Below are 22,673 nucleotides of genomic sequence, written 5' to 3' on the forward strand. Positions count from 1 at the left end.
ATGGTAAAAAGTTAGTTACCATCCGGATAGCGGATGGGTGGAGTCAGTGAATGTCACATATCCGATGGAATCTGGATCAGTTGGATGCCTTTGTTACGGCTGCGCAAACGGGATCATTTACGTCAGCAGCACGCAAGTTGGGCAAGGCGCAATCTCGCATCAGCACCGCAATTGCTAACCTTGAAGCCGATCTGGGTTTTTTATTGTTTGATCGCAGCGGAAAATTTCCCACGCTGACTGCAGAAGGCGAGGCAGTGTTCAATGATGCGATGTCAGTTTTAACGCAATGTCAGCGGCTTCAGTCGCGGGTTTTGTCTGTCTCTTCTGGTCATCCGGTTCAGCTCACCATTGCCATGGATGAAGCCGTGCCCATTGAAAACTTTGAAGTGCTCTACGCCAGGCTGGCAGATCAGTATCCACACCTGAGTGTGACACTGCTTAATGGCTCCCAGGAAGATATTGCCCGTTGGGTTGACGGCGGTAAGGCGGACATGGGGTTTATTTTACAGGACCACGTGTTACCGGACTCGCTGGAGCGTTTCGCGATTGGTCGCAGCAGGCAAGCCTTGATTGTATCGGATAAACATCCGCTGGCGTCGCATGCTGCCCCAACTGAAAGCCACCTCATTGAATACAGACAGCTGGTTATTCGGGATCGTATGGGCAATGCGTTGGGTAAACCGCTGTCACCCAGTTACTGGCACGTGGATAGTTTTTACCTGATCTCGTCTTTGGTGATGCACGGGGTGGGCTGGGCATTCGTTCCAGAGCATGTGGCAACCGCGGACTGGTACGAAGTGAAAACCCTATCGACAGAAAATCTGCCTTATCAGCGCGATTTCATGCTGTGCGCGATTAAGCGAAGAGATGCAGGCTGGAATACGGTTCTGAAATGGCTGTTAGCAGAAGCACAACAGTTATTTTCTGAAAATAGCTCTCATCCGGGACGATCGTCTTAATGTGGCGTCGCTGCCTGTGTGTTCTCTCTGCGTCATCATGTCGACTTATTATAATGCCACATCTACAAAGCCGGGCGATAAATTCCGTCATGTCGGAAATGTTCAAGAAATCGTACGTTCCTGTGAGTATCTTCATGTTTCACTCAGAGGAGATATCACATGACGAAACGCGTAAATTACTTCAGTATTGCCCCGCAAGCAATTGAGATTCTGCTACAGCAGGAAAACTATTTCCATCAGCAGTTCAGTGAATCGCAAACTATGTCGAAGATTATTTGGGAGTTGGTGAAACTGCGTGTCTCCCAGATCAACCAATGTGCCTTCTGTATTGATATGCACAGCAAAGATGCCCTCAAATTGGGCGAGCAACCGGAACGTATCTGGGGACTGAACGCCTGGCGCGATATGCCGTTTTATACCGAGCAGGAAAAAGTCGCTCTGGCGTTTGCGGAGCATCTCAGTGCGTGTCAACCTGTGGAGGATGCCATGTATCAGCAGGTACTGGACACCTTTGGCGAACAGGCTATGGTTGATCTGACGTTCGCCATCAATGCAATTAACAGCTGGAATCGGGTGGTGAAAACTTTCAAACCTCAAGTCGGGAGCTTTACCGCAGCATAGGGTAGTGACTGTTTAATGGATTTCAGGATCTTCAAACCACAAGGTGTGCTCAGAGACCATGTTCAGGGAATATGGTCACTTTCTGTGCCGCCTGATCGGGTTGGTGAAGAGAAAAAACTGCTGTTCAGTGATGCCGGAAGCGGCATCATGTTCAATCTGGCTGGCGAGGTCTGCTTTGGCAATCACTGTCACCCGGAAGGCGTGATGATCATGCCCAACAGCAAAGAAGCCCAGTATGTGATTCTGCCTCCCGGAACCGTTCAGGCCGGGATCCGTTTCCATCCGGGCATGGGCTACAGTGTGCTGGGCAAGCGTTTTGACCATCCGGTTTCCATTGCCGATGAACCGGAACAGTTATCCTTTCTTGCCCCCTTGCAACAGCAGCTTCTTCATTGCCTCGGCCATCAGGCGCGGATTGCAACAATGTATCGTTGGATGACACACCATCTGGAGACTGACGATTCTGCCCCCCATGCCATTACTGAGATAGTCAAAGCCGTGCAGCCTCACAGCCGGCATCAACCGATTCCGGTCAGTCCCCGACAGATAGAAAGGCATTTTCAGAAATGGATGGGCATGACGCCGAAATACTATCAGCGGATTCTGCGGGTGAAACAGTCGCTGGAGCTGATACAGCGCTCTCCTGATATCCCGTTGGCGGATGTGGCCGCTGAACAAGGGTTTGCCGATCAGGCACATATGACCCGAGAGTTCAGCCACATCGCTAAAATTACCCCGAAGCAATACAGCTTGTTGGTGAAGAAGAAAAAGCAGGTGCAGGGCAGATAGCCCTTTTGCCAGCCAGCTCCGTGTACAGAGATCAGTGTACAGCAGGCCAATATTCAATTATTAAAACTGGCGCTTAGGGTATCAGCCGCAAGCGCCTGCCAGATCCGCCTTCTTGGGACTCACTGTTGTCAGTCCGGTAAAGGAATGAATTCAGTCTCATCGCCGGGGACCCGTGGAAAATCGTGGTTTCGCCAGTCGGTTTTGGCCTGTTCAATCCGCGCTTTACGGCTGGAGACAAAGTTCCATTCAATGAAACGCGGCCCGATATGCTCACCCCCGATAATGGCGATGCGGGAGGGCACTTTCGCTTCAATGATGATGCCTTCCTGCTGCGACACGATGGCCATGCTATGTTCGGGCAAGTCGCTGTCTTTTGCGGTGACATGGCCTTTGGCAATGTAGATAGCGCGCTCTTCGGCCATCGGTAGCGTGAAACGCTGTCCCGGCTGGAGGTCCGCTTCGACGTACAGCGTTTCTGCAAATGTTTGAACCGGTGATGTCACGCCAAAAGCGGTCCCCATCAATACTCTGACAGGGACACCGTCGATATGAAGCGACGGAATCGTGTCATCCGGGTAGTGATAAAAAGCCGGTTCACATTCTTCGTCGGCCAGAGGAAGCGCTAACCAGAGCTGCAGGCCATGCAGCATATGATCAGCAGCGGTCACCTCATAGCGTTCACGTTCAGAGTGCACAATCCCCTTGCCTGCGACCATCAGATTGATGTCGCCCGGCTTGATGGGCTGCAGGCTTCCCAGCGAGTCGCGGTGCAGAATTTCGCCCTCAAATAAATAGGTGACGGTTGCGATGCCGATATGTGGATGGGGGCGCACGTTAATCCCTTCACCAGCCTGAAAATTCGCCGGGCCCATATGGTCGAAAAAAATCCACGGCCCCACCATTTTCTGTTGTGCGGTCGGCAGCAGACGGCGAACGGAAAATCCCCCTAAGTCTTTGTCTTTTGCAATCAGAATGCGTTCAATTGCCCCGCAACTGTCTGTGCAGTCGCAAGGCTGCTCAACTTCTTTAAACGTATTGCTCATCATCTCTCCTGCACGTTGTTTTGGTTTAAGTATGGTGTAGTGGCAGCTATTCGTGAACAATTTGGTCGTGAACAAAGACGGAAAATCCTAGGCAGGAAAAAGAAATGACCGGTTTGAGGGGGATGCATGAAGGCGTTTGCATCTGAAAGAGTTCTCAACGGGTAAAAAAACAGCGCAGTGTCCGTACTGCGCTGTTTGAGTGATGTCTAACCGTTAATACGCGTTTTCTTTTGAATGTCAGATTTCGCGATCAGGTTCGAGGGTCGCTGCGTACACCTCAACATTGGCGGTTTCTCCTGCATTGGTCAGCAGTAAATGCATGTACCCGGCTTTGTTAGCCGTGATTTCGATGAACGCCTGATTGTCTGGATCAGCCGACGCTGTGTCGTATTTTTCTGCTGTCGGCCAGTGAGCGCTGGCGGCATAGAGACTGACATTACCTTTCTGATCTTGCTCGGTGGGTGTCACCCAGACCCTCAGGGTTTGCCCCGCTTCAGGAACATAAAACGCCAGATAACGCTGCGTTGACACATTCAGGGTCTGAGGTTTGTTGGCTTCCAATACGACAGGTGACAGATCATCCGTGGGCTGTGAACCGGTGTGCCCGTCATTTTCCCCGGGCTTGGCGATATCCGCAGTTGCCTTCAGCGTGATCTGACTGAAAGCGTCACGCCCGGCAATGCTCAGATAATAACGACCAGGCTTGATGTTGCCATTGGCGTCGGGGGTGATCGTCAGGGTTTCATTACTGCCTGCCGTAAAGGCTGTGAAATCATAGTCGTAGTAATGGGCGGTACGATCATAGCTTGCGTACAGATCCGCATCGCCATCACCTGTGATCGCAAAGGCAAGGTTGCGGGTGTTGGCAGGGATATCAACATAGAACAGCTGCTCGCTGTAAGCCGCGCCGGACAGCGTGACAGCGCTGTTCAATGCCAATGATGTCGCCTCATCCTGGCCAGGCTCCGGTTCTCCGGGTTGCTCCCCGTCAGTGCTCACGGTCAGTAACCACTGATTAAACTCACCCGCATAGCGTGTGCCCAGCGTTTTTGCGGTTTCGGTCCATTGCGTGTAATCACCCTGACGAGCGTAAGAGAGCAAAGTGTTGACCTCATTCGGATGGTTTTCCATCAGGAAACGGACGGCCAGATAACCCCAGCGATAAATGCGGTCCAGATCGTGGTCGTAGGTGGTGCTCAGGATGTCAGTTAAGGAATAGGTTTGTTTGCGGGCCAGTTCAACGGCAGCGGCATAACCTTGTTTGTAATGCATATACTCGGCAAAACCTTCCAGCCACCACACTGTGTGCCCCGGGCTGATCACATCGTTGAAGTCACCGTAGAGATTGAAGCGGCCATCCAGATAATGCACATATTCATGCTCGAGGTTGAGAATACTGTAACCTTGCGCATATTCATTCCGGTAGGCCACAAAGCGGGCCTGATTGTCAGGATTGGCCGGATTGCCTTCCAGGTATTGTCCGCCATTGTTGGTGGTATTGCCAAACAGGAAATTAGAATAGCTCACATAATCGGCATTGGTGTTGAAAACGATTACCTCAACGCTGTCGTTATTATCATCCGCTACCGGCTGATAGCCGCTGTTGACGACCTGATGGAAATCGGCTTCTTTCTCCGCAAGGATAGTGCAGGCCTCTGCGGCCTGTTCCTGAGTCATGGCCTGAGCCCGTATCATGGCCGGTCCGTCGCAGTGATGGCGCAGCGGCATGATTCTGGCTTCAAGCTGATTCTTTGCATCTTTCAGCCCGAGTGCTTCTGCTTTCTCTGGGGCAAAGTAATTGATCATTTCTGCAATGCCGACCCACATTTTGTCGCTCTTTCCGCCCAGCGGGTAGCGCTGAAGCAGTGACTCCTGAATGGCGAGTACCTGAGTTCGGGTCGATTCGTGAGGTGTCACCAGCAGACGGCCCATTTCACGTGCGGCATTGGTCACAATGAAATCCGCTTCAGTGCCCAACGCCCATTCGTTATCCAGAATAAACCGGTGCAACTGTTCCAGGTACTCAGGGTGTTGCGCCAGATCATCATAGAAATGGTCAACGCCGATATGTCCGCTCATGGCACGGAACAGGTTGTTCAGGGTGTCAACAAATTGCAGATCCTGTGCTTTTTCAGCGGTGAAATGATTCAGCAGCTGTAATTGGTTGGCCATGGTCAGCGGTAACTGACGGATGTTGTCTACCATGGTTGTCATGCTTTTCAATGCCGCGACCTGTTCTCTGCCATCTTGGCTGGCGTAGGGCGAAGTGAGAAAAGTATTAATGGTATGCGCCAGGGACACATCTAATGCATCCGAGAAATCGCCGTACTGTCCTTTATGCGGATAACGTACGTAATACGCGGCCCGGATAAATTCACCGAGGTTTTCGATGACACTGGCTTGCTGGGTTTCTCCCTGGTAGTTGCTGACATGCAGCATTAACTGCTGTTGTATCTGGCGAATGCTGTTCTCGCTGAACAGCGAGTTCAATGTATCAGAAGGTGCAGAGAACCAGGCAATTCTGCATTCGAGATCGGCCTGTTCAATCGTCCTGATCGGCGACGGTGAAGATGACAAGGCATCGATCTCGCAGGCCGGAGCGGCTGAGGCTGTGTTTGCGTATAACGTTGTTGAGATGAGTAGCGCCAGCGCTGAACGCTGACATCCAGAATGAAGGTATTTCATATGGCCAACCATTTGATTTATCAGTATTAAGGTAAGCCGCTTGTTATACCAGCAGGAAATAATAGTGCACCACGTTGAATATTAAACTAAGAGGTCGGTCCACAAATCAACGAAAAATGAAACAGCCTGACAATGTTACCGGGCGAGTACAAAAAAGCAGGGCAGAGATTAACTCTCACCTGCAGCAAAGGAGCGAAGTGGTAGGGCGCGCGTTTATAAAAAGGCGCGAATAAACGCGCCAGTGTCAGCAGAAAGTCGTGGTTGCTGCTGAATTATCGGCTTGATGGAATCAGACGTTGAACTGCAAATGCCTCGCCACCTTGTTCAGAAATATTGAGGGTAAGCGTGTGGGCAGCTTCTCTGTGGCTGTAAACAAAAACACGTCCGTCTTCTTTGGTTTTGTAATGGGATTTCTGATTGGGTACAGAAACATCAACATTAGCCTGTGGGACGCCCCCTTTTTCTACGAACACCCAAGCCCCGCCTTTTAAAGGTGTCACTTGTACCGTGAGTGACTCTTTTAAATCGGCGAATGCTGAACCGGAAAATGCGATGGCAGTTGTGAACAGTGCTGCAATAAAGGTTTTCATAGTGTGACTCCGACAATTGATTCAGATGAAACAGGATGTTTGAAAGCATGCAGCCATACTAAATGTGATTTTAATCACATTACAGTGTGTTTTATCTTCCGTCTTGTTCGAATTTTTCGAATGAGTGGTAGCTGATTCATATTGGAGTGCGGAAAGTCATCATCAGCGATCAGGGCAGTTCTATCGCGCTATCGGAGCAGAAAATCGCGGGGAAAAGAAATAGTGGAAGAAAAACAGGAATACCGTATTACACGGCAGTCAGCTACTCAACTGATGTCTTTTCAACTTTATGCTCAAAGGGAAATGGGATCTTCGGGTGAGTGAAAATCCAAGTCTTTCTATTTTTGTTGTCTTAGGTTATTGATTTTTAATCATTATATGGTTCTTTGTCTGTTTGTTGCGATGTAACTGACTTAATTGTTTTTTACATTTCTTTTCCTAATCAGATCGCAATATAAACCTTTGGTTGATTACAAGCCGTGTTCTTCCATTAGCCCTGATTCTGGCAGGGCTATATTCAATTCAAACAACAATTATTCCTTTTTGGAAACGATGTGGTGTGATTCTTGGCTTCACGTTGAGTGACCTGAGTGCCTCTTTGCTTACTGTGAATAAGGATTCTTGAGTAGGCGAGTGCGAAGTATCCGGTCGGTGAGTCACCCACTTTCAGTTGGGCAAGGTTGGTACATTATGGATACATTTCAACGAACAGGCACCGGCTTGCTGCTGTACTGTGCAAGCGTTATGGCCTTGATCATCGTCAGCTTTTTGTTATTTGAACAAGATGCAATGCGGTGGGTGTCATCAGCTATTGCTGAGCTTTCCGGTTATCACGGCTCCGGGCTCTTTCTGCTCTTTCTCTTTGTTGTCGCTATGCTGGCATTTGACATTATTCTGCCAGTCCCTTCGAGTGTAGTGGCAATGTTTGCCGTGAGCATTTTAGGCCCGCTCCCCGGTGCAGTCTCTGTCTGGCTGGGGCTGACCTTGGGTTGTTGCATGGGATACTGGCTCGGCGACTGTTCTGAAAAATGGATGAGTGCACGCTGGTTATCTGTGAAAGAACGCCAAAAGGCACGTCAATTAGCGGACAAATTGGGGGGCGGTGCGCTCATCATGATGCGGGGTGTGCCCGTACTTGCTGAAACCTCAGTGATTGCGGCTGGTATGGTTCAGTACCCGTTTATTAAATTCCTTGTGTTAACGTCGCTGGCCAACAGCTGGTTGGCGGGGGCTTATGCGTATGTCAGCCTTTATAGTGACAAGAGTGATCCTTTCCTGTTGGTGGTCGCCGGCAGTGTGCTGATTCCGGTGATGGGCTGGCTGCTGCAGAGACTTTGGCACCGTGTGACTATTACGTCCGGCGCATCGACATCAGAGATTCAGCCGTCAGCAACAGAAATCCAGACAATCAAAGCCCGCTTCACGGTTCAGTATCAATACCCCGTCTGTTTTACTCACGATGTATTTTCCCTCAGCAACTCTGATTTATTGACGCTCCTGCTCAGAGCCCGCCGGGAAGAAGCGGCTCAAGACTGTGTGTTGATCGTTGATCAGGGGGTCGTGAATGAAAGTCCTGACTGGCTGGAACGGGCGCAGGCTTATTTTCAGCAACATCACCAATACATACACCTGAAAGGGCAACCATTGGTCGTGAGAGGCGGGGAGGCGATAAAACAGGCATCGCAAACAGACAAGCTGTATCAGTACCTGCTGAGACACCAGGTTGACAGACACAATGTGGTGATTGCGGTGGGCGGCGGCGCTGTGCTCGACACTGTGGGCTATGTATGTGCGACGTTTCACCGCGGCATTAAATTGCTGCGTATGCCAAGTACAGTGCTGGCTCAGAATGATGCGGGTGTCGGGGTGAAAAATGGCGTGAACGGTTATGGATCAAAAAATCTGATTGGTACCTTTTGTCCACCGTTCGCGGTTCTGAACGACTTTTCGCTGCTCAATACCCTGTCATACCGTGATCGTCGTGCCGGTTTGGCGGAAGCGGTGAAAGTGGCGGCCATTCGCAGTGCTGAATTTTTCGACTGGCTGGAAAACAACGCGCATTCGCTGAATACCTTTGACGATCAGGCCACTCAATTTGCCATCGCGCGGTGTGCCGAGCTGCACATTAACCAGATTACGCTTGCCGGTGATCCCTTTGAAACAGGCAACGCCCGCCCGCTGGATTACGGTCACTGGGCCGCACATAAACTGGAAGCCATGAGCCACTATGAATGTCGTCACGGTGAAGCCGTTGCGATAGGCATGGCACTTGACGCGTATTATGCGACAGAGATCGGCCTGTTGAGCCAGAGTGACCAGCAAAGGCTGATTCAGTTGCTGACAGCACTCGGTTTTTCCTTATGGCATCCGGCACTGGAACAGTGTGATAAACAAGGTCAGCCTGTGGTGTTTCAGGGGCTGGAAGATTTCCGACAGCACCTCGGCGGCCAGTTATGTGTCACGCTTTTGTCGTCTGTCGGGGTGGGTATTGAAGTGCACGACATCGATGCAGATCGGTTGTTTATCGCGTTGCTGGCCCTGAAGCGTGATCATCAGGCTGACGTCGCTGCGCAAAGTGAATCTCTCACCTGGTCGGAGGTGGGCTAATGCGTCTGCATACCTGGCTGACACTCGGCCGTGCATCCAATCTGCCCAGTGTCTGGAGCAATGTGTTTGCTGCCGCATTGATCGCGCAGGCCAGCTTGAGCCATGAGGAATGGATAGCGGGCAGTGTGAGTTTGCAGATCATACTCTGGGCCGGTTGCCTGGTATCACTTTCACTGATGTACCTGGCCGGTATGTTTCTCAATGATGCCTTTGATGCTAACTGGGACAGGCATAATAACAATGCCAGGCCAATCACTCAGGGTAAGGTCTCTGCAGCTGCAGTCTGGCTCAATGGGTTGGGAATGCTGGTGCTGGGAATGGGTCTGGCAGGCAGTTTGTATCAGCGTGCCGTTCCCGAACAGGCGATATATGGCTGGGTTGCGGTTGGTTTACTGGCGACATTAATACTGCTGTATAACCGGGTACATAAGCAGTTCAGGCACAGTGCGGTGCTGATGGGCGGATGCCGTTTGGGCGTCTATCTTGTTGCCGCATTAATGCTGGCAGAGATTACCCCTGAGCTGTTTCTCGCGGCACTGGCGCTGTGTCTCTATATCAGTGGAATCACCTATGTCGCCCGTGAAGAGCACACAAACAAAGTGTCTCAGCTCTGGTCAGTCGGCTTGCTTTTCCTGCCTGTTATTCTGGTCAGTTTTCTTGGTTATCCCTTCCCTTTTTTCTGGCTCTATGCCTGCAGCCTGAGTCTGTATTTGCTTTATAGCATGCAGCGATGCCTGTTCACTCCGCACAAAAATGTACGGGGTTTTATCGGCGGGCTGCTTGCTGCTGTACCGCTGCTGGATGGCTTAATGCTTGCCAGTATGAATTTGATTCTGCCGAGCCTGTTGTGCGTGGCGGTGTTTTTCATCATGCCTGGTTTACAGAAGTGGATCCAGGCAACCTGATCGTGTGAGACAAAGTCATGCATTCACGACGTTTCGACACTCCGCTCAGCCCCTTTTCACCCGACGCACTGCAAAGTGAGCTGGCGGTAGCGCTGACCCCTGAAGCCCGAACCTGGTTGCAGGTCGGCAGAGATAAGATTCTCGGCACTAAATCTGTGGAGGACGCGGTATCTGCTTTACTGCTCACCAGTGCCATGGCGCGGCGAAAACTGGGCGAGCAGGCGCTGCCCTATCAGCCGGAAGGAACTGATTGGCAGGTGGATCAGGCCGGGCGTTTGCTTCTGTTACTGACATTGAGAACCAGAGTGCCTGCGGCGACCTGGAGTGAGGTACTGTTCTCTGCTTATCGTCAGTTTGACGAAAACGAGAAGATTGTCGTGGTCAGGGCACTGGACTGGCTGTCCAGTCATCACGAACTGAACCGGATTGCGCACGAAACAGCCCGTACCAATGATGTGAATCTGTTTGCGGCACTGGCGCTCAATAACGCCTACCCGGTGAAGTATTTCAACGAGCGGGCGTTTCATCAGTTAGTGCTCAAGGCGCTGTTTCTTGATTTGAATATTGACTCAGTCAGAGGGTTGCCACTGCGTCAGTCGGCTGAACTGACACAACTGTGTGCGGATCTGGTGCAGGAAAGGCTGCTGGCTGATCGCGATGTACCAGAGTCTGTCTGGCTGGGTATGCGCTTTCGGTATTTGTCAGACAGTAGTAAAGATACCTATCTGGGTTTTGTCTTTTCCGAGTCTGATGCGCATCAGTATTACACCTTACTGGCACTGGCTAATAATGGTGCACAGGATTGTCCGGATGCTTTCTGGCAAAGGCTTTCAGCAAGGCATTCATCGTCGCTGACCAGCGAGGTTCAACAACTGATTGACCATCTTCTGACCGCGTCTCGCTTTGGCCACTCTCAATCGCTTTCTTCACTCACCGGGTACTTCAATCATGAAATATTTTGATCCGCACATTCACATGGTGTCACGCACCACGGACGATTATCAGCGTATGTACGCCGCCGGTATTGTCGGTGTTATTGAGCCGGCTTTCTGGCAGGGACAGCCTCGGACTTCTGTGGGCAGTTTCATTGATTATTTTGACACCTTGTTAGGCTGGGAAAGGTTCAGGGCCAGCCAGTTTGGTATCCATCATTACTGCACTATGGGGCTGAATCCCAAAGAAGCCAACGATCTGGGACTGGCGAACGAGGTCATGGCGGTGCTGCCACGCTTTCTGGCAAAAGACGGTGTGGTTGCAGTCGGCGAGATCGGCTACGACGATATTACGCCGGAAGAAGAGCTGTTCATGGCGGAACAAATGCAGCTCGCGATGGAGTTTGAACTGCCGGTTCTGGTCCACACTCCGCACAGAGACAAAATCGGCGGAACGAAGCGCACCATTGCCTTGATCCGCGAAGTGGGTATTCCTGAACACATGGTCATTATTGATCATCTGAATGAGCAGACGCTCCCTCTGGTGATGGAAACCGACTGCTGGCGCGGCCACTCCATTTATCCCAATACCAAGATGTCTGAACAACGTATGGTGGCACTGCTCAAAGAATACGGGCTGGAAAAAATGGTGGTGAACAGTGCCGCAGACTGGGGATGCAGCGATCCGCTCAAAGTACCAAAAACAGGTGCAGCGATGCGGCAGGCGGGTTACAGCGATGCGGACATCACCCAAGTGCTGTTTGATAACCCGATAGATTTCTTTGCGCAAAGCGGCCGTATCAGCAAAGAAGAGGTCAGTGTACCTATCAGTGTGGATCAGACAAAACTGTGGGAGTCCAATTCGGCGCTGCGCGGGCAAACACCTGTAGTCGAAAGCTGACTGCAGTCCCAGAAATCAAATCACAAGGAGTGGTGTGCATATGTGGCGACGGAGTGAATTGACTTATTGCAGCAATCTCCATCCAGGCGAGCAACTGGCCGATGTTGAAGAGAATCTGGCGCGGTATTTTTCACGTGTGATGGCCAGGCGCTCATTGTCAGAGATGGCAAGCGGCCTTTGGCTCAGTGCCGCTGCTGCCAGTACGTTACAGTCGCCTGAATTGTTAAAAGCGTTCAGAGAAACTCTTCAGCGTCACGGTGTTGTACTGACCAGCCTGAACGGATTTCCCTATGGAAACTTTCATCAGAGTAAGGTGAAGGAGGCGGTGTATCTGCCAGACTGGAGCGATCCTGAGCGGCTGAAATATACCTGTCAGTTAGCGGTCATTCTGGCCAGTTGCCTGCCTTCGTCCGTGGCGGAGGGAACGATTTCAACCTTGCCCTTAGGTTACCGGCACCCGTGGAATGAGGAAAAGCAGCACAAGAGTATTGAACAGCTGTTACGGCTCAATGCCGAACTGGCTGTGCTGAAGGAATTGGAGGGCAAGCACATCCTGGTGTGTCTGGAGATGGAGCCCGACTGTGTGCTTGAAACCACATCGCAGTTGATCGCGTTTTTCTCGGCGCTGACAGCCGCTAATGGCGGTTATCCGGTACATTTGGGCGTGTGTTTTGATGTGTGCCATCAGGGCGTGATGTATGAAGATACCTATGATGCCTTACGCCGGATCACTGAAGCTGGCATCACCCTGGGAAAGATCCAGATCTCTAATGCGTTTGAAGTGGATACGCAAAGTTTGCGCGATCCCGTGTCAGATGTGCACGATATGTTGTCTGAATTTGCCGAAGCGCGTTATCTGCATCAGGTCAAGGCCCGTCATCCAGACGGGCAAATCATGGCTGTATCGGATTTGTCTGAGGCGCTGGCGTCAATGTATATGGCGCAAAGCGAACTGAACGACACATCAAGCTGGCGGGTCCATTTTCATATACCGCTCAGTTTTTCATCCTGTACACACCCGGCGATCAAGCCCTTGCACGCCTCACTCAACGGTGTTTTTCAGTATCTGGCCGATTATCAGAAGGTGTCGAAACCCTGCCTGGAAGTCGAAACCTACACCTGGGATGTGTTGCCCGCAGCGTTGCAGCCTCAGGATGATGATGCCCTGATTGAGGGCATTGCCGGTGAATTGAACTGGCTGGAACAGCAACTGGCTGACCGGGGGCTGTTAATTCATGGCTAAGCCCTTAATTGTGATCAACATTGTCGGACTGACGCCTGCTTTGCTCGGTGAGCACACCCCTCAGCTGAATGCGCTGGTCAATGACGGCATCATGTTACCCATGCAAGGGGTGTTTCCTGCGGTGACGGCAACAGCGCAGGCCACCATGCTGACCGGTTTGTTGCCTGCAGAGCACGGCATTGTTGGCAACGGCTGGTATTTTCGAGAACTGGCAGAAGTCAAATTCTGGCTGCAACCGAATCAACTGATTCAGGGCGAGAAAATCTGGCACAAGATCAAACGGGACAATCCCGGTTTGCGGTGCTCACAACTGTTCTGGTGGTACAACATGTACGCGGATGTCGATCATGCGATCACGCCGCGTCCGCATTACCCGGCCGATGGCCGCAAAATTCTCGGTCTGTACTCTGAGCCGGCGCAGTTGCATCGGGAGATCGAAGCCAAGGTCGGTACGTTTCCTTTTTTAATTTCTGGGGACCGACGGCCGATATCCGATCCAGCCGCTGGATTGTCGATTGCGCCATGCTCGAATTCACCATGAATCACCCGCATCTCCAATTGGTGTATTTACCCCATCTCGACTACAACTTGCAGCGTTTAGGGCCGGATTCACCGGAAATAGCCAGGGATCTGGCGATGATCGATCACGAAGCCGGACGTTTGCTTGATTTTGCCCGTGAGCAGGGCGCCGATGTCATGGTGGTCTCTGAATACGGGATTACGCAGGTCACTCAGTCAGTGTCTGTCAATCGGGTGTTACGCGAAGCCGGTTTACTGCGCGTTCGCGAGTCACTGGGCTGGGAATTGCTCGATTGCGGCAGCAGCCGCGCTTTTGCCGTAGCGGATCATCAGGTTGCACATGTGTATATCAAAGATCCGGCAGACCTTTCTGCCGTGAAATCTCTGCTGCAGGCGCAGCCTGGTATTGAGCAGGTGCTTGATGACCGCGGTCAGCAAGCGTATGGCCTTGCACATCCGCGAGCGGGTGAGCTGGTGCTGATTGCCGAGCCGGGCTGCTGGTTTAATTATTACTACTGGCTGGAGGACAGCAAAGCGCCTGATTTTGCCCGTACCGTGGATATTCACCGCAAACCGGGCTACGACCCGGCAGAACTGTTTGTCGACCCTACAATTCAATTCGTCAAACTGAAAATCGCCGCCCGGTTGCTCCAGAAAAAACTCGGGCAGCGCATGCTGATGGACGTCATTCCTCTGGATCCTTCCCTGGTGAAAGGCAGTCACGGCCGCCTGGCCGAACGACCGGAAGATGGCCCGATTTTCATAACCAATAATAAGCAGATGTTAGACCGGTTGAATCAGCCGGATTGTCTACCCATGCAGCAAGTTTGTGGTCTGTTGCAACAGCACTTTCAATAGCGAGGCAATATGAGCTACTTAAATAACTTGCGGATGGTGTTTTCCGGTCGGTTTCAGTCGGACGTATCAACCGTCAATAACGATGTGCGTCATTTCGATGTCGACAAGTTCGTCCCCGAGTATCAGGAGTACGGGCCGGGTGCGACCAATGGCTGGTGGAACCCCTGTGGTTCCGGTGCGTTTCGTTTGATCGACTGCCGCGTGACACAAGTCGGCTATCAGGACGGCACAACCACCAGTAATCCGGCCAAAGATCCGGTGATCGGTATGCTGCTGGGCGGTTCTAATGATCTGGTCAGTGCCAAAATGGTGGATTTGGATCCGCAAATGCAGATGGTCTCTGAAATCTGGGGACTGACCATGCGGCTGACGGACGGCAAGACGCCAGAATTCGTGGCAGGCCGATTTTTGCCTGCGCCATTTCGTGACATTCTGTTTGGCAGGCAGCAGGGCGGCGGTGCCGGCGATCAGGCTGCCACAGCGATTTATCAGTCGGTGCTGGAGGATCTGAGTTGGGTTGATACCAGCCATTCCCCCTTTCTTCAGCAGCTGAAAGCCATGACAGAGCAGGTTGGAAAACTCTCTGTCCGCATGATGCTGTACAGCTACAACATGGATCATAAGAATCCGGACTTTACCATTGGTCGTGTCAGCGGGGTGATTGGACCGGCATTAGATTTTGAGCCGGATACCTTTGTGCTCGGGCGTCGTTTTGCGCCAGCCAACGGTGACAGTACAAAACAAAACATTAACTTCTTTAATGCCCAGGTGGATGCAGCCAACCGCAACCTGTGTGTTGACTTCAGTAATGCGTTACCGCTGTCGGGTAATAACGGCGCCTTTGTTGATCTCGGTAAGATGCAACTGGTGGTCTTAGAGCCGCCTTTTGAGAACATCAAAGAAGGGGACACCCAGCTGATCTCTGGTAACCAGTTTACCCCGATTGGCGGTGCGATCCCTTATCTGACGCCGGACTGGCTCAACGCCGAAGGGGCGCTGTTCAATGTCACTGATATTGACCCGACCCTGCTTCAGAAAATACAGAACCAGCCGCTGGCCTTGCTGAGCACGAACAATAACGGTGTACTGATCCGGGAAACTGCGCAAGGACTGCTGGTGCGGGCCGATCAGGTGGTTCACCGGTTAAATCCGGCTGTGCCTGTGTCGGTTGATCTGTACGCGTCCCGATATGGCATTCCTGCCGTCGGAGAAAAGATTGCCGTGACGCTGCAGCCCCCGGCAAAAGGGATGGGCGGCGGCGGCCCGCAACCAGCAGATGTGCCGATTCCTGTGATTAACATTCCGGCGTCAGCCATTTCACTTGGCCAGACAGTCGCCACCGACTCACACGGCAAGGCGCATTACGGTTACAGCGTTTCGGCGCCGGGCAATCCCAGAGAGTATATCGACGGCCAGGTGTATTTGCTCAGTTATACGCCAGTGAGTGATCCGGATTACATCCAGCAGATGTTTGATTTCATTGCGAATCTGGTATTCGACAAATTTACCGTGCCCGACAAACCCACCTGGGATGACATCAAGCCTATTATGAGTCAGTACAACAACCTGTACCCGATCATGGGGCGGATGCTGGTCAATCTCAGCAGTTACGATTCCATGGTGAGATTCCGCAACCTGCTGGAACTGGCTTTCTCCCGCGAGCAGAACGATCCGAATTATATGCCCGTCACCCGTGATCTTTCCGAGCCGAAGCGACAAATGGTGCTCAAGTGGCTGTGCGAGCAGGATGCCAACGGCAATTACCTGCTGCGCAGAGGACAGAACGACGCGCCTTTACCGATTGAGCCTTGTGCTTCATGTGAAATAAGCTCGCCACTGGCCAAAGCCAGCCTGGAAGCGGAATCATCACAAGACATCAAAGGTTCAAAAGAACTAGCTGCGGAGCAGTATCGTCGCAACTTCACTCAACAAGATTAAGGGCGGGTACAAACATGTTGAAACTCAAAAGACAAATCATTGATAAAATTCATGATATTTCCGAAGTGAGCGAATTACGTGAGTATCTGCAAAGCGCGATCGAGCTTGAACACGCCACTGTGCCTGTGTATCTGACCGGGATGTTTTCGCTGAAACAGGCGCAGAATGTCGAAGCCGGTAATATAGTCCGCAGTGTCGTGATCGAAGAAATGCTGCACATGAGTATCGCCTGCAATGTGCTCAATGCAATTGGTGGTGCGCCGCAAATCAACAAGCCGGATTTCGTCCCGACGTTTCCCGGACCTTTACCTATGGGTGTGGGTGAAGACAGAGGGTTAATTGCCACCCTGGCACCTTTGACGAAAGAGCAGGTGAAAACCGTGTTCATGGCGATTGAAGAGCCGGAAAACCCCATTGATATTCCTGTTACCAGTTTGCTGCAGGCGGATGCCAATTACGCCACGATTGGTGAGTTTTACCAGGCGATCATCGACAAAATCGTGCAATTGGGCGAGGGTATTTTTACTGGCGATCCCAGCCGCCAGCTGGCTGACACCAAATGGTTTCCGGCAGATGAGTTGTGGGCTGTGACGAATGTGGACACCGCCTGCCGCGCACTCCAACTGATTGTTGAACAGGGTGAGGGCAGCAGTAAATCGCCGACAGATGAAGAAGGCGAACTGGCGCATTATTACCGTTTTGCCGAAATTTATTATGGCAAGCGTCTGATCAAAGATGCCTGCTCGCCGGTTGGCTGGTCATTCAGCGGCGAACCTGTGCCATTAAATCCAGAGGATGTGTATAACCTGCGGCATAATGCCAAGGCGCAGGACTACCCAGAGGGCAGTGTGGCCCGGCGCTACGCGGATCAAACCAATTACACTTACTCGTCTTTACTGAATTCACTGCATCATACTTTTAACGGTGAGCCGCAGCAGCTAGATCATGCTATGGGGCTGATGTATGAACTGCGATTAAGTGTACAGAAAATGGTCACGATCGATCTAGGCAATGGTGAATTTGCCGCACCGCCATTTCAGTATGTCGCAACCAATGTATGAGGCTGGTGTATGACGAATCCGTTTGTTTTCCACGAGATTGTCACGCCAGCACCTTTTGACCTCAGCCATTTTTATGGCGAGGTCTTTGGCTGGCAGTTTCAGCGTATTGATGATCAGGGAACACTGTATGCTATCCGTTCCTCCACACCGGGCTGTGCGCCGGTTGGTTTGCTGACAAAAACCTCGGACAAGCCGGGGTTTTCTCAGAATACGCTGTTTTATATTCAGGTGAAGGATATTGATGCCTTTTTGCCAAAAGCCGTTGCTCTTGACGCTCAGATCGTGATGCCCGCAACGGCTTCTTCGCTCGGTGAATGGCAGTACCGCTTGGCGGTGCTCTGCGATCCGCAGGGAAACCACTTCGGTGTAATGGAGCCTGTGACCCGAGCCGGGCAAGTGGTTCCGCTTCCCGGCTCACCCTTTGATTTCAATGAAATCGTGACCGCGAACCCTGAAGCATTAGTCGCGCGCTTTTATCAGCCCTTGTTTGACTGGACAGTTGCGCGGACGGGCACTTCGGAAGCGCCTTTTTATACCATCAGTACCGGACAGAAGACGACCCTGAGCGGCGGCATTGCAAAAATCAACGCTAAGCCCGGATTTCATGCGTACGCCGGTTTTTATATCTGGGTGGACGATATAGCGCGCAGCTTAGAGAAAATTGGCCTGATGGGTGGTGAAGTGATCATGCCGGAAGTCACTGTGCCCTTAGGGGATGAACTGGTGTCGATTGCCATGTTTGCTGATCCGCAGCGTAATCGGCTGGGGTTAATCCGCCGGATTCAGGGAGCGAAACCATGAATTTATCAATGGATAGAAAAAGAAGGGAATTGCTGCTTGGCGGCCGGGTTTTCGGTGTTTTAGTTGCAGGAATCGTAAGTAGCGTTGTTTATGCTGCCGACAAGGATGATGCCCCGGATGTGTTTTTTACTATGGGTGTGCATAACGATTTTGGCTGTCAGCCTGCGTCTAAATGCCTGCCACAGCGACAGGCGGGCGATCCGAGTGATCCTCAGTATCCGGAATACTGGATCAGCGACTGGACCATGTTCCGGGTGTTTCAGAACTATGCGGATAACCCGCCGCCTTACACCAATCCGCCTTCTACGCTGAGCCCGCAGGATTATACGGTGTCGTACGGCACGACGTATTACGACAGCACATACAAACCGGCAGACGGTGATGGCGAAGGGGCGATGATGGAGCATTACCACAAATACTGCCTGCCCATTTTCCCGATAGAAAATAACAATTATTCCTGCTCGTTTGTGTCTTTGGGAAATAAGGCGTATTTCCTGACTTATCCGGAAGATAGGCCGGCCGATATGCCGGAGTGCTGTTTGTTCTCGCCGCAAAATCATCCGCCGCGACGGGATTTTATCAAGCACTTACCTTATAGCGCGAACCGGAGCGCGTTGCTGAATGGATCAGTACAGGCCTATGCACTGACTCTGCAAGGACCGGAGCCGATCTTGTTTGGTTATGCGTTCAATCAAGCGCTGTCGCCAGACGCTGCGACCGGCGAATGGTACAGACATCCGCAGTCTTTCTATTTTTCCGGGGATTCACAAACCGCGAAAGCCCCCATTGTCAGTCAGAACTACACCAGTTTCCGTAAACAGCAGCCTCAGGCAGCAGATACTTGGGATAAAGTCGGCCAGATGTGTACAGCACAGCCATTACCTAAGTGTCAGCTGTTTACGTATCAGGCCCAGCAGGACAATAAAACACTGCAGGCTGTGCCGGCGAAACGTGGCGCAGGTGTCTGGAGTGACTTGAAAGCGCCGCGCCTCAGACCATCGGGCGATTGAAAAGACAGGCAAAGTAACGGGACAGGCACTTTTGTAGGTACTGTGGTGGTCATTGAGCAGTAAGATTGTCGGGACAGACAGGTTATCTCGTCTGTCCCGGTTCAGGTTACAGGTCTTTCTGATTTGCCGATGCCCAGCTTTGCTGGAATCCAGCCACCCAGAATCTGACCTCATGCTGTGTTTGCGGCAATTGTATCGTGGCCCATTCGTTCATCGAGAAGATGTCATAGACAGACTGCAAGCCTTCCCGTGAATTGGGTGTGGCAGTCAGTGCGTTTGATTCAGCATCACACCAAACGGTCATATTCACCGCGACGTCATTCACCGGAATTGTCGCTGTGGTTTTGGGCGCCATCTGACTGCAATCGCCTTCCCAGTCGAAATAGACCGCCAGGTTGCCTGATTTTGATCGGGTCAGGGACGAGAGAAAATTTCTCGCCGTTAATTTTTCAGACACCCGCTGATAGGTTTCATTCAGCTTTGCTTTCACCCTGAAGGCATCATTGGATGTGAGTGTCACACCCTGAACTAATTCTTCCCGGGTACTCAGAATACCCAAGCTATAGGTTAAGAAAAACAGGATGTCGCCATCGATCTCGTCGTTGCTGAACTGCAATAAATAATCATTGGACGCCGTCTGAGAGAGATTCTCTGCAATCACAGCAAGGCTTTTTCTTCGCTGAGAGACATTTGAAAAGCTTTGAATGGAGAGCGGATAAAAAGAGGTAATGGCCCGGTTTTCAGTAACATTTTCGGCACGAAAATTAAAGTAACTGACCATCTTGCCATCCACTTCATCTATTTTCGTATAACCAGCGTGCGCGTTACCAGCTTCAGCATGTACTTGAAAGACGATAAAAAATGGCAGTGCGAGAAATAAAAATTTAGCCATCATTGCTCTCCAAAAAATTAGACGGTTCAGGCTATCACAGGTGATTTGAGTGGCTGTTCTTTGATCTGAATTTAGTGAAGCAGGCCGAATTATTCAGCGTAGTTCTGATGCCGGAAATTAACGGGACAGACACTTTAGATGTTAGCAGGACAGACGGATTCAGTCTGCCCTGACTAACTAGCGGATTTTTAGTTTATCTTCATCGGTTCAGCTACCTGCGCGGATCGCGTAACGGATGCAATACCCTGCGGTGTGGCCGAGCTTCTGGCATCATGCCATTCGCGAAAATCACTGCCGGTCGGCGCTTGCGAGACGCGCAATCCGAACTCGGGCAGTACGGCATACAGGTGATCAAAAATATCCGACTGAATCTGCTCGTATTCCACCCAGACCGTGGTGTTGGTAAAGCAGTAAATTTCCAGCGATATCCCTTCGTGTGAAGGCGGCAGCTGGCGCACCATCAAGGTCATGTGTTGATGAATATTCGGATGCTGGCGAAGATAGCGTTCCAGATACGCACGGAAACTGCCAAGGTTGGTTAAGCGGCGCCCATTGATGCGGCAGCCTAAATCCGACTTCTTTTGCTCGTTGTACTGAGTGATCTCTGCCACTTTATGCTTGAGATAAGGCTCAAGCAGCTGGGCTTTTTCCAGATAGCGAATCTCGTTATCGGCCAGAAAATGTACGCTGGTGGCGTCAATCAGCACGCTGCGCTTAATACGGCGCCCGCCTGACTGCTGCATGCCTTTCCAGTTTTTAAACGAGTCAGAAATCAGCGCGTAGGTCGGAATCGTGGTAATGGTTTTATCCCAGTTCTGCACTTTTACTGTGGTCAGACTGATATCAATCACATCACCGTCGGCACCATATTTCGGCATTTCCAGCCAGTCGCCCACACTGAGCATTTTATTGGCGGATAACTGGATTCCTGCCACCAGCCCCAGAATTGGATCTTTAAACACCAGCATGATCACCGCGGTCATCGCACCCAGACCACTGAGCAGTATGACCGGAGATTTGCCGATCAAGATCGAGGTACTCAGCAGGGCTGCAACCACAAAAAAGATGATTTTCAGACTCTGCGAAATGCCTCGCAATGGCATATTGCGGCCAGCCTGCGTCCGGCTTAACAGCACTTCAATCACACCCAGCACTGCATAGAGTGTCAGCAAGCTGTACAGCACAATCCAGAGCGACGTGAAGGTTTGCAAAATTTCATACACGGCACTGTCAGCAGACAGCCACAACTGGGTTTGCACCGCAATCACAATGCCCTGAATCAGCAAGGCAAACCGGCTGAAGAGCTTTTTGCCAAACACAGCCTGATGCCAGAGCGTTTCGCTGTGCCCGGTGAACCGGTTCAGCCACAGAATCACACCGCGGTGCAGGATGAAATGAATCACGACAGAGATACCGGCGATCAACCCCAGCGCCTCGCCGAGATCAATCAGTTGATCAACATTAATATTGTGAGAAGTAAACCATTCAGTAAGCATGAAAAATAGTGCTGCCATAAATCACAAACAGGCCGCCAATGTAGCATGGATAGCGGTATTTCAACATGAGGGAAAATGTTAAATCTTGGGTGGGGAGGGGGATGACTCTGACGCAGAACTATGCTCAGCCTCGATGATAATTGCAAAGTAGCTTCTAAGTTAAACAGATAAACAATGTAATGAAATCTTAGGTGCTCTTAGAAAAAAAGCCGCTGTAGCGGCTTTGAAATTATAAGAACTTAGAAATTGTTTCCATGTGATGCATCATACTGTACTTTTTCGGCACACCTAAGTTGGGATAGGGTTTACTCTGCAATCCTACAAAACCCTGATATCCTAGCGTTTGTTTATCAACGGAGGGTGTGTTGCTTGCAAAAGCTATCAGTGCATCAAGCGCTTCTCGAAACTTAGCTGCTGGGTTTGCTTGAGTACTACTACCAGAAACAGAATTGCAGTGTTTCACATACATACATTGATCAGCTTGCTCAATATATGTTGGATGCAAGGCTATAACATAGGCTGGGCCACCGCTTTCGGACCATTGGTCGTCAAGCGTCAAAAAATCTCCAAAGCCAATTTGTCCTGAAATGAGCGGAATTTGGTACTTCAAATGTGCGTCAGAGAACATAACAGGTGCTGAGTTATAATCAGCATTTCGGCGTTTGGCTGGGAATGAGTTTGTAATGATTACACTTCTGGGGAGCGTGTTTAAAAATGGGGTTGGATACCGGTCCCTGTTTTTAATGATGTTAGTGTTTGATTTGTGGATGAAAGGGGTAAAGTTAGATTGTACTTGCTCCTGAATGAAAAGCGCGTAAGAAAT

At 51.1% G+C, this 22,673-nt stretch carries 20 protein-coding genes; 14 read left to right on the forward strand and 6 right to left on the reverse strand.

The window, feature by feature from the left end; all coding sequences use genetic code 11:
- Positions 1-50 precede the first annotated feature (50 nt).
- From P4S53_RS06785 to P4S53_RS06795, 3 genes are all read left to right on the forward strand, one after another.
- The gene (locus P4S53_RS06785; RefSeq protein WP_337112004.1) at positions 51-959 is read left to right on the forward strand and encodes a LysR family transcriptional regulator; all 909 of its coding nucleotides are present in this window, start codon (positions 51-53) and stop codon (positions 957-959) included.
- Between the two features lie 159 nt (positions 960-1,118).
- On the forward strand, positions 1,119-1,580 hold the full coding sequence (locus tag P4S53_RS06790) for a carboxymuconolactone decarboxylase family protein (protein WP_337112005.1): 462 nt from the start codon (positions 1,119-1,121) through the stop codon (positions 1,578-1,580).
- Positions 1,581-1,595: 15 nt separating this feature from the next.
- Positions 1,596-2,369, forward strand: a complete 774-nt coding sequence (locus P4S53_RS06795) for a helix-turn-helix domain-containing protein (protein WP_337112006.1) — start codon at positions 1,596-1,598, stop codon at positions 2,367-2,369.
- Between the two features lie 128 nt (positions 2,370-2,497).
- Here the strand turns inward: P4S53_RS06795 and P4S53_RS06800 are convergent, their stop codons facing one another.
- From P4S53_RS06800 to P4S53_RS06810, 3 genes are all read right to left on the reverse strand, one after another.
- Positions 2,498-3,412: a pirin family protein gene (locus P4S53_RS06800; RefSeq protein ID WP_337112007.1), complete on the reverse strand. Its 915-nt coding sequence runs from the start codon at positions 3,410-3,412 to the stop codon at positions 2,498-2,500.
- A 237-nt stretch (positions 3,413-3,649) separates the two neighbouring features.
- The gene (locus P4S53_RS06805) at positions 3,650-6,097 is read right to left on the reverse strand and encodes a M9 family metallopeptidase (RefSeq protein ID WP_337112008.1); all 2,448 of its coding nucleotides are present in this window, start codon (positions 6,095-6,097) and stop codon (positions 3,650-3,652) included.
- A gap of 272 nt (positions 6,098-6,369) precedes the next feature.
- Positions 6,370-6,687, reverse strand: coding sequence for a hypothetical protein (locus P4S53_RS06810; RefSeq protein ID WP_337112009.1), 318 nt, complete (start codon positions 6,685-6,687; stop codon positions 6,370-6,372).
- Between the two features lie 690 nt (positions 6,688-7,377).
- Here P4S53_RS06810 and P4S53_RS06815 point away from each other — a divergent pair.
- Genes P4S53_RS06815 through P4S53_RS06865 form a run of 11 tightly spaced genes read left to right on the forward strand, consistent with a single transcriptional unit; the run spans position 7,378 to position 19,462 of the window.
- Positions 7,378-9,294: a 3-dehydroquinate synthase gene (locus P4S53_RS06815; RefSeq protein WP_337112010.1), complete on the forward strand. Its 1,917-nt coding sequence runs from the start codon at positions 7,378-7,380 to the stop codon at positions 9,292-9,294.
- On the forward strand, positions 9,294-10,199 hold the full coding sequence (locus P4S53_RS06820; protein ID WP_337112011.1) for a UbiA family prenyltransferase: 906 nt from the start codon (positions 9,294-9,296) through the stop codon (positions 10,197-10,199). Before P4S53_RS06815 ends, P4S53_RS06820 begins: the two co-directional genes overlap by 1 nt.
- Positions 10,200-10,216: 17 nt before the next feature.
- Positions 10,217-11,161 carry an EboA domain-containing protein gene (locus P4S53_RS06825; protein ID WP_337112012.1) on the forward strand — a complete coding sequence of 315 codons (945 nt, stop codon included), beginning with the start codon at positions 10,217-10,219 and terminating at the stop codon, positions 11,159-11,161.
- Positions 11,148-12,032 carry a TatD family hydrolase gene (locus tag P4S53_RS06830; protein WP_337112013.1) on the forward strand — a complete coding sequence of 295 codons (885 nt, stop codon included), beginning with the start codon at positions 11,148-11,150 and terminating at the stop codon, positions 12,030-12,032. Before P4S53_RS06825 ends, P4S53_RS06830 begins: the two co-directional genes overlap by 14 nt.
- A gap of 40 nt (positions 12,033-12,072) precedes the next feature.
- Positions 12,073-13,275 (forward strand): metabolite traffic protein EboE, encoded by a 1,203-nt coding sequence (gene eboE, locus P4S53_RS06835; RefSeq protein ID WP_337112079.1) that lies wholly within the window; start codon positions 12,073-12,075, stop codon positions 13,273-13,275.
- On the forward strand, positions 13,268-13,816 hold the full coding sequence (locus P4S53_RS06840) for an alkaline phosphatase family protein (RefSeq protein ID WP_337112014.1): 549 nt from the start codon (positions 13,268-13,270) through the stop codon (positions 13,814-13,816). Before eboE ends, P4S53_RS06840 begins: the two co-directional genes overlap by 8 nt.
- On the forward strand, positions 13,798-14,652 hold the full coding sequence (locus tag P4S53_RS06845) for an alkaline phosphatase family protein (protein ID WP_337112015.1): 855 nt from the start codon (positions 13,798-13,800) through the stop codon (positions 14,650-14,652). The genes P4S53_RS06840 and P4S53_RS06845 overlap by 19 nt, the downstream gene beginning before the upstream one ends.
- Before the next feature lie 9 nt (positions 14,653-14,661).
- Positions 14,662-16,590 carry a hypothetical protein gene (locus P4S53_RS06850; protein ID WP_337112016.1) on the forward strand — a complete coding sequence of 643 codons (1,929 nt, stop codon included), beginning with the start codon at positions 14,662-14,664 and terminating at the stop codon, positions 16,588-16,590.
- Positions 16,591-16,604: 14 nt separating this feature from the next.
- The gene (locus P4S53_RS06855; RefSeq protein ID WP_337112017.1) at positions 16,605-17,651 is read left to right on the forward strand and encodes a ferritin-like domain-containing protein; all 1,047 of its coding nucleotides are present in this window, start codon (positions 16,605-16,607) and stop codon (positions 17,649-17,651) included.
- A gap of 9 nt (positions 17,652-17,660) precedes the next feature.
- Positions 17,661-18,452: a VOC family protein gene (locus P4S53_RS06860; RefSeq protein WP_337112018.1), complete on the forward strand. Its 792-nt coding sequence runs from the start codon at positions 17,661-17,663 to the stop codon at positions 18,450-18,452.
- An 8-nt stretch (positions 18,453-18,460) separates the two neighbouring features.
- Positions 18,461-19,462 (forward strand): hypothetical protein, encoded by a 1,002-nt coding sequence (locus tag P4S53_RS06865; RefSeq protein ID WP_337112019.1) that lies wholly within the window; start codon positions 18,461-18,463, stop codon positions 19,460-19,462.
- 106 nt (positions 19,463-19,568) lie between these two features.
- On the opposite strand, the gene P4S53_RS06870 is transcribed toward P4S53_RS06865, so the two are convergent.
- The 3 genes from P4S53_RS06870 to P4S53_RS06880 form a co-directional block, all read right to left on the reverse strand.
- Complete coding sequence (locus tag P4S53_RS06870) at positions 19,569-20,354, reverse strand: hypothetical protein (RefSeq protein ID WP_337112020.1); 786 nt, start codon at positions 20,352-20,354, stop codon at positions 19,569-19,571.
- Between the two features lie 188 nt (positions 20,355-20,542).
- Positions 20,543-21,850, reverse strand: coding sequence for a mechanosensitive ion channel family protein (locus tag P4S53_RS06875; protein WP_337112021.1), 1,308 nt, complete (start codon positions 21,848-21,850; stop codon positions 20,543-20,545).
- A gap of 229 nt (positions 21,851-22,079) precedes the next feature.
- Positions 22,080-22,673, reverse strand: a 594-nt coding sequence (locus tag P4S53_RS06880; RefSeq protein ID WP_337112022.1) for a sce7725 family protein, incomplete at its 5' end; no start/stop codon positions are given.

The organism is Photobacterium sp. Hal280, assembly GCF_037162255.1.
Taxonomy (GTDB): Bacteria; Pseudomonadota; Gammaproteobacteria; order Enterobacterales; family Vibrionaceae; genus Photobacterium.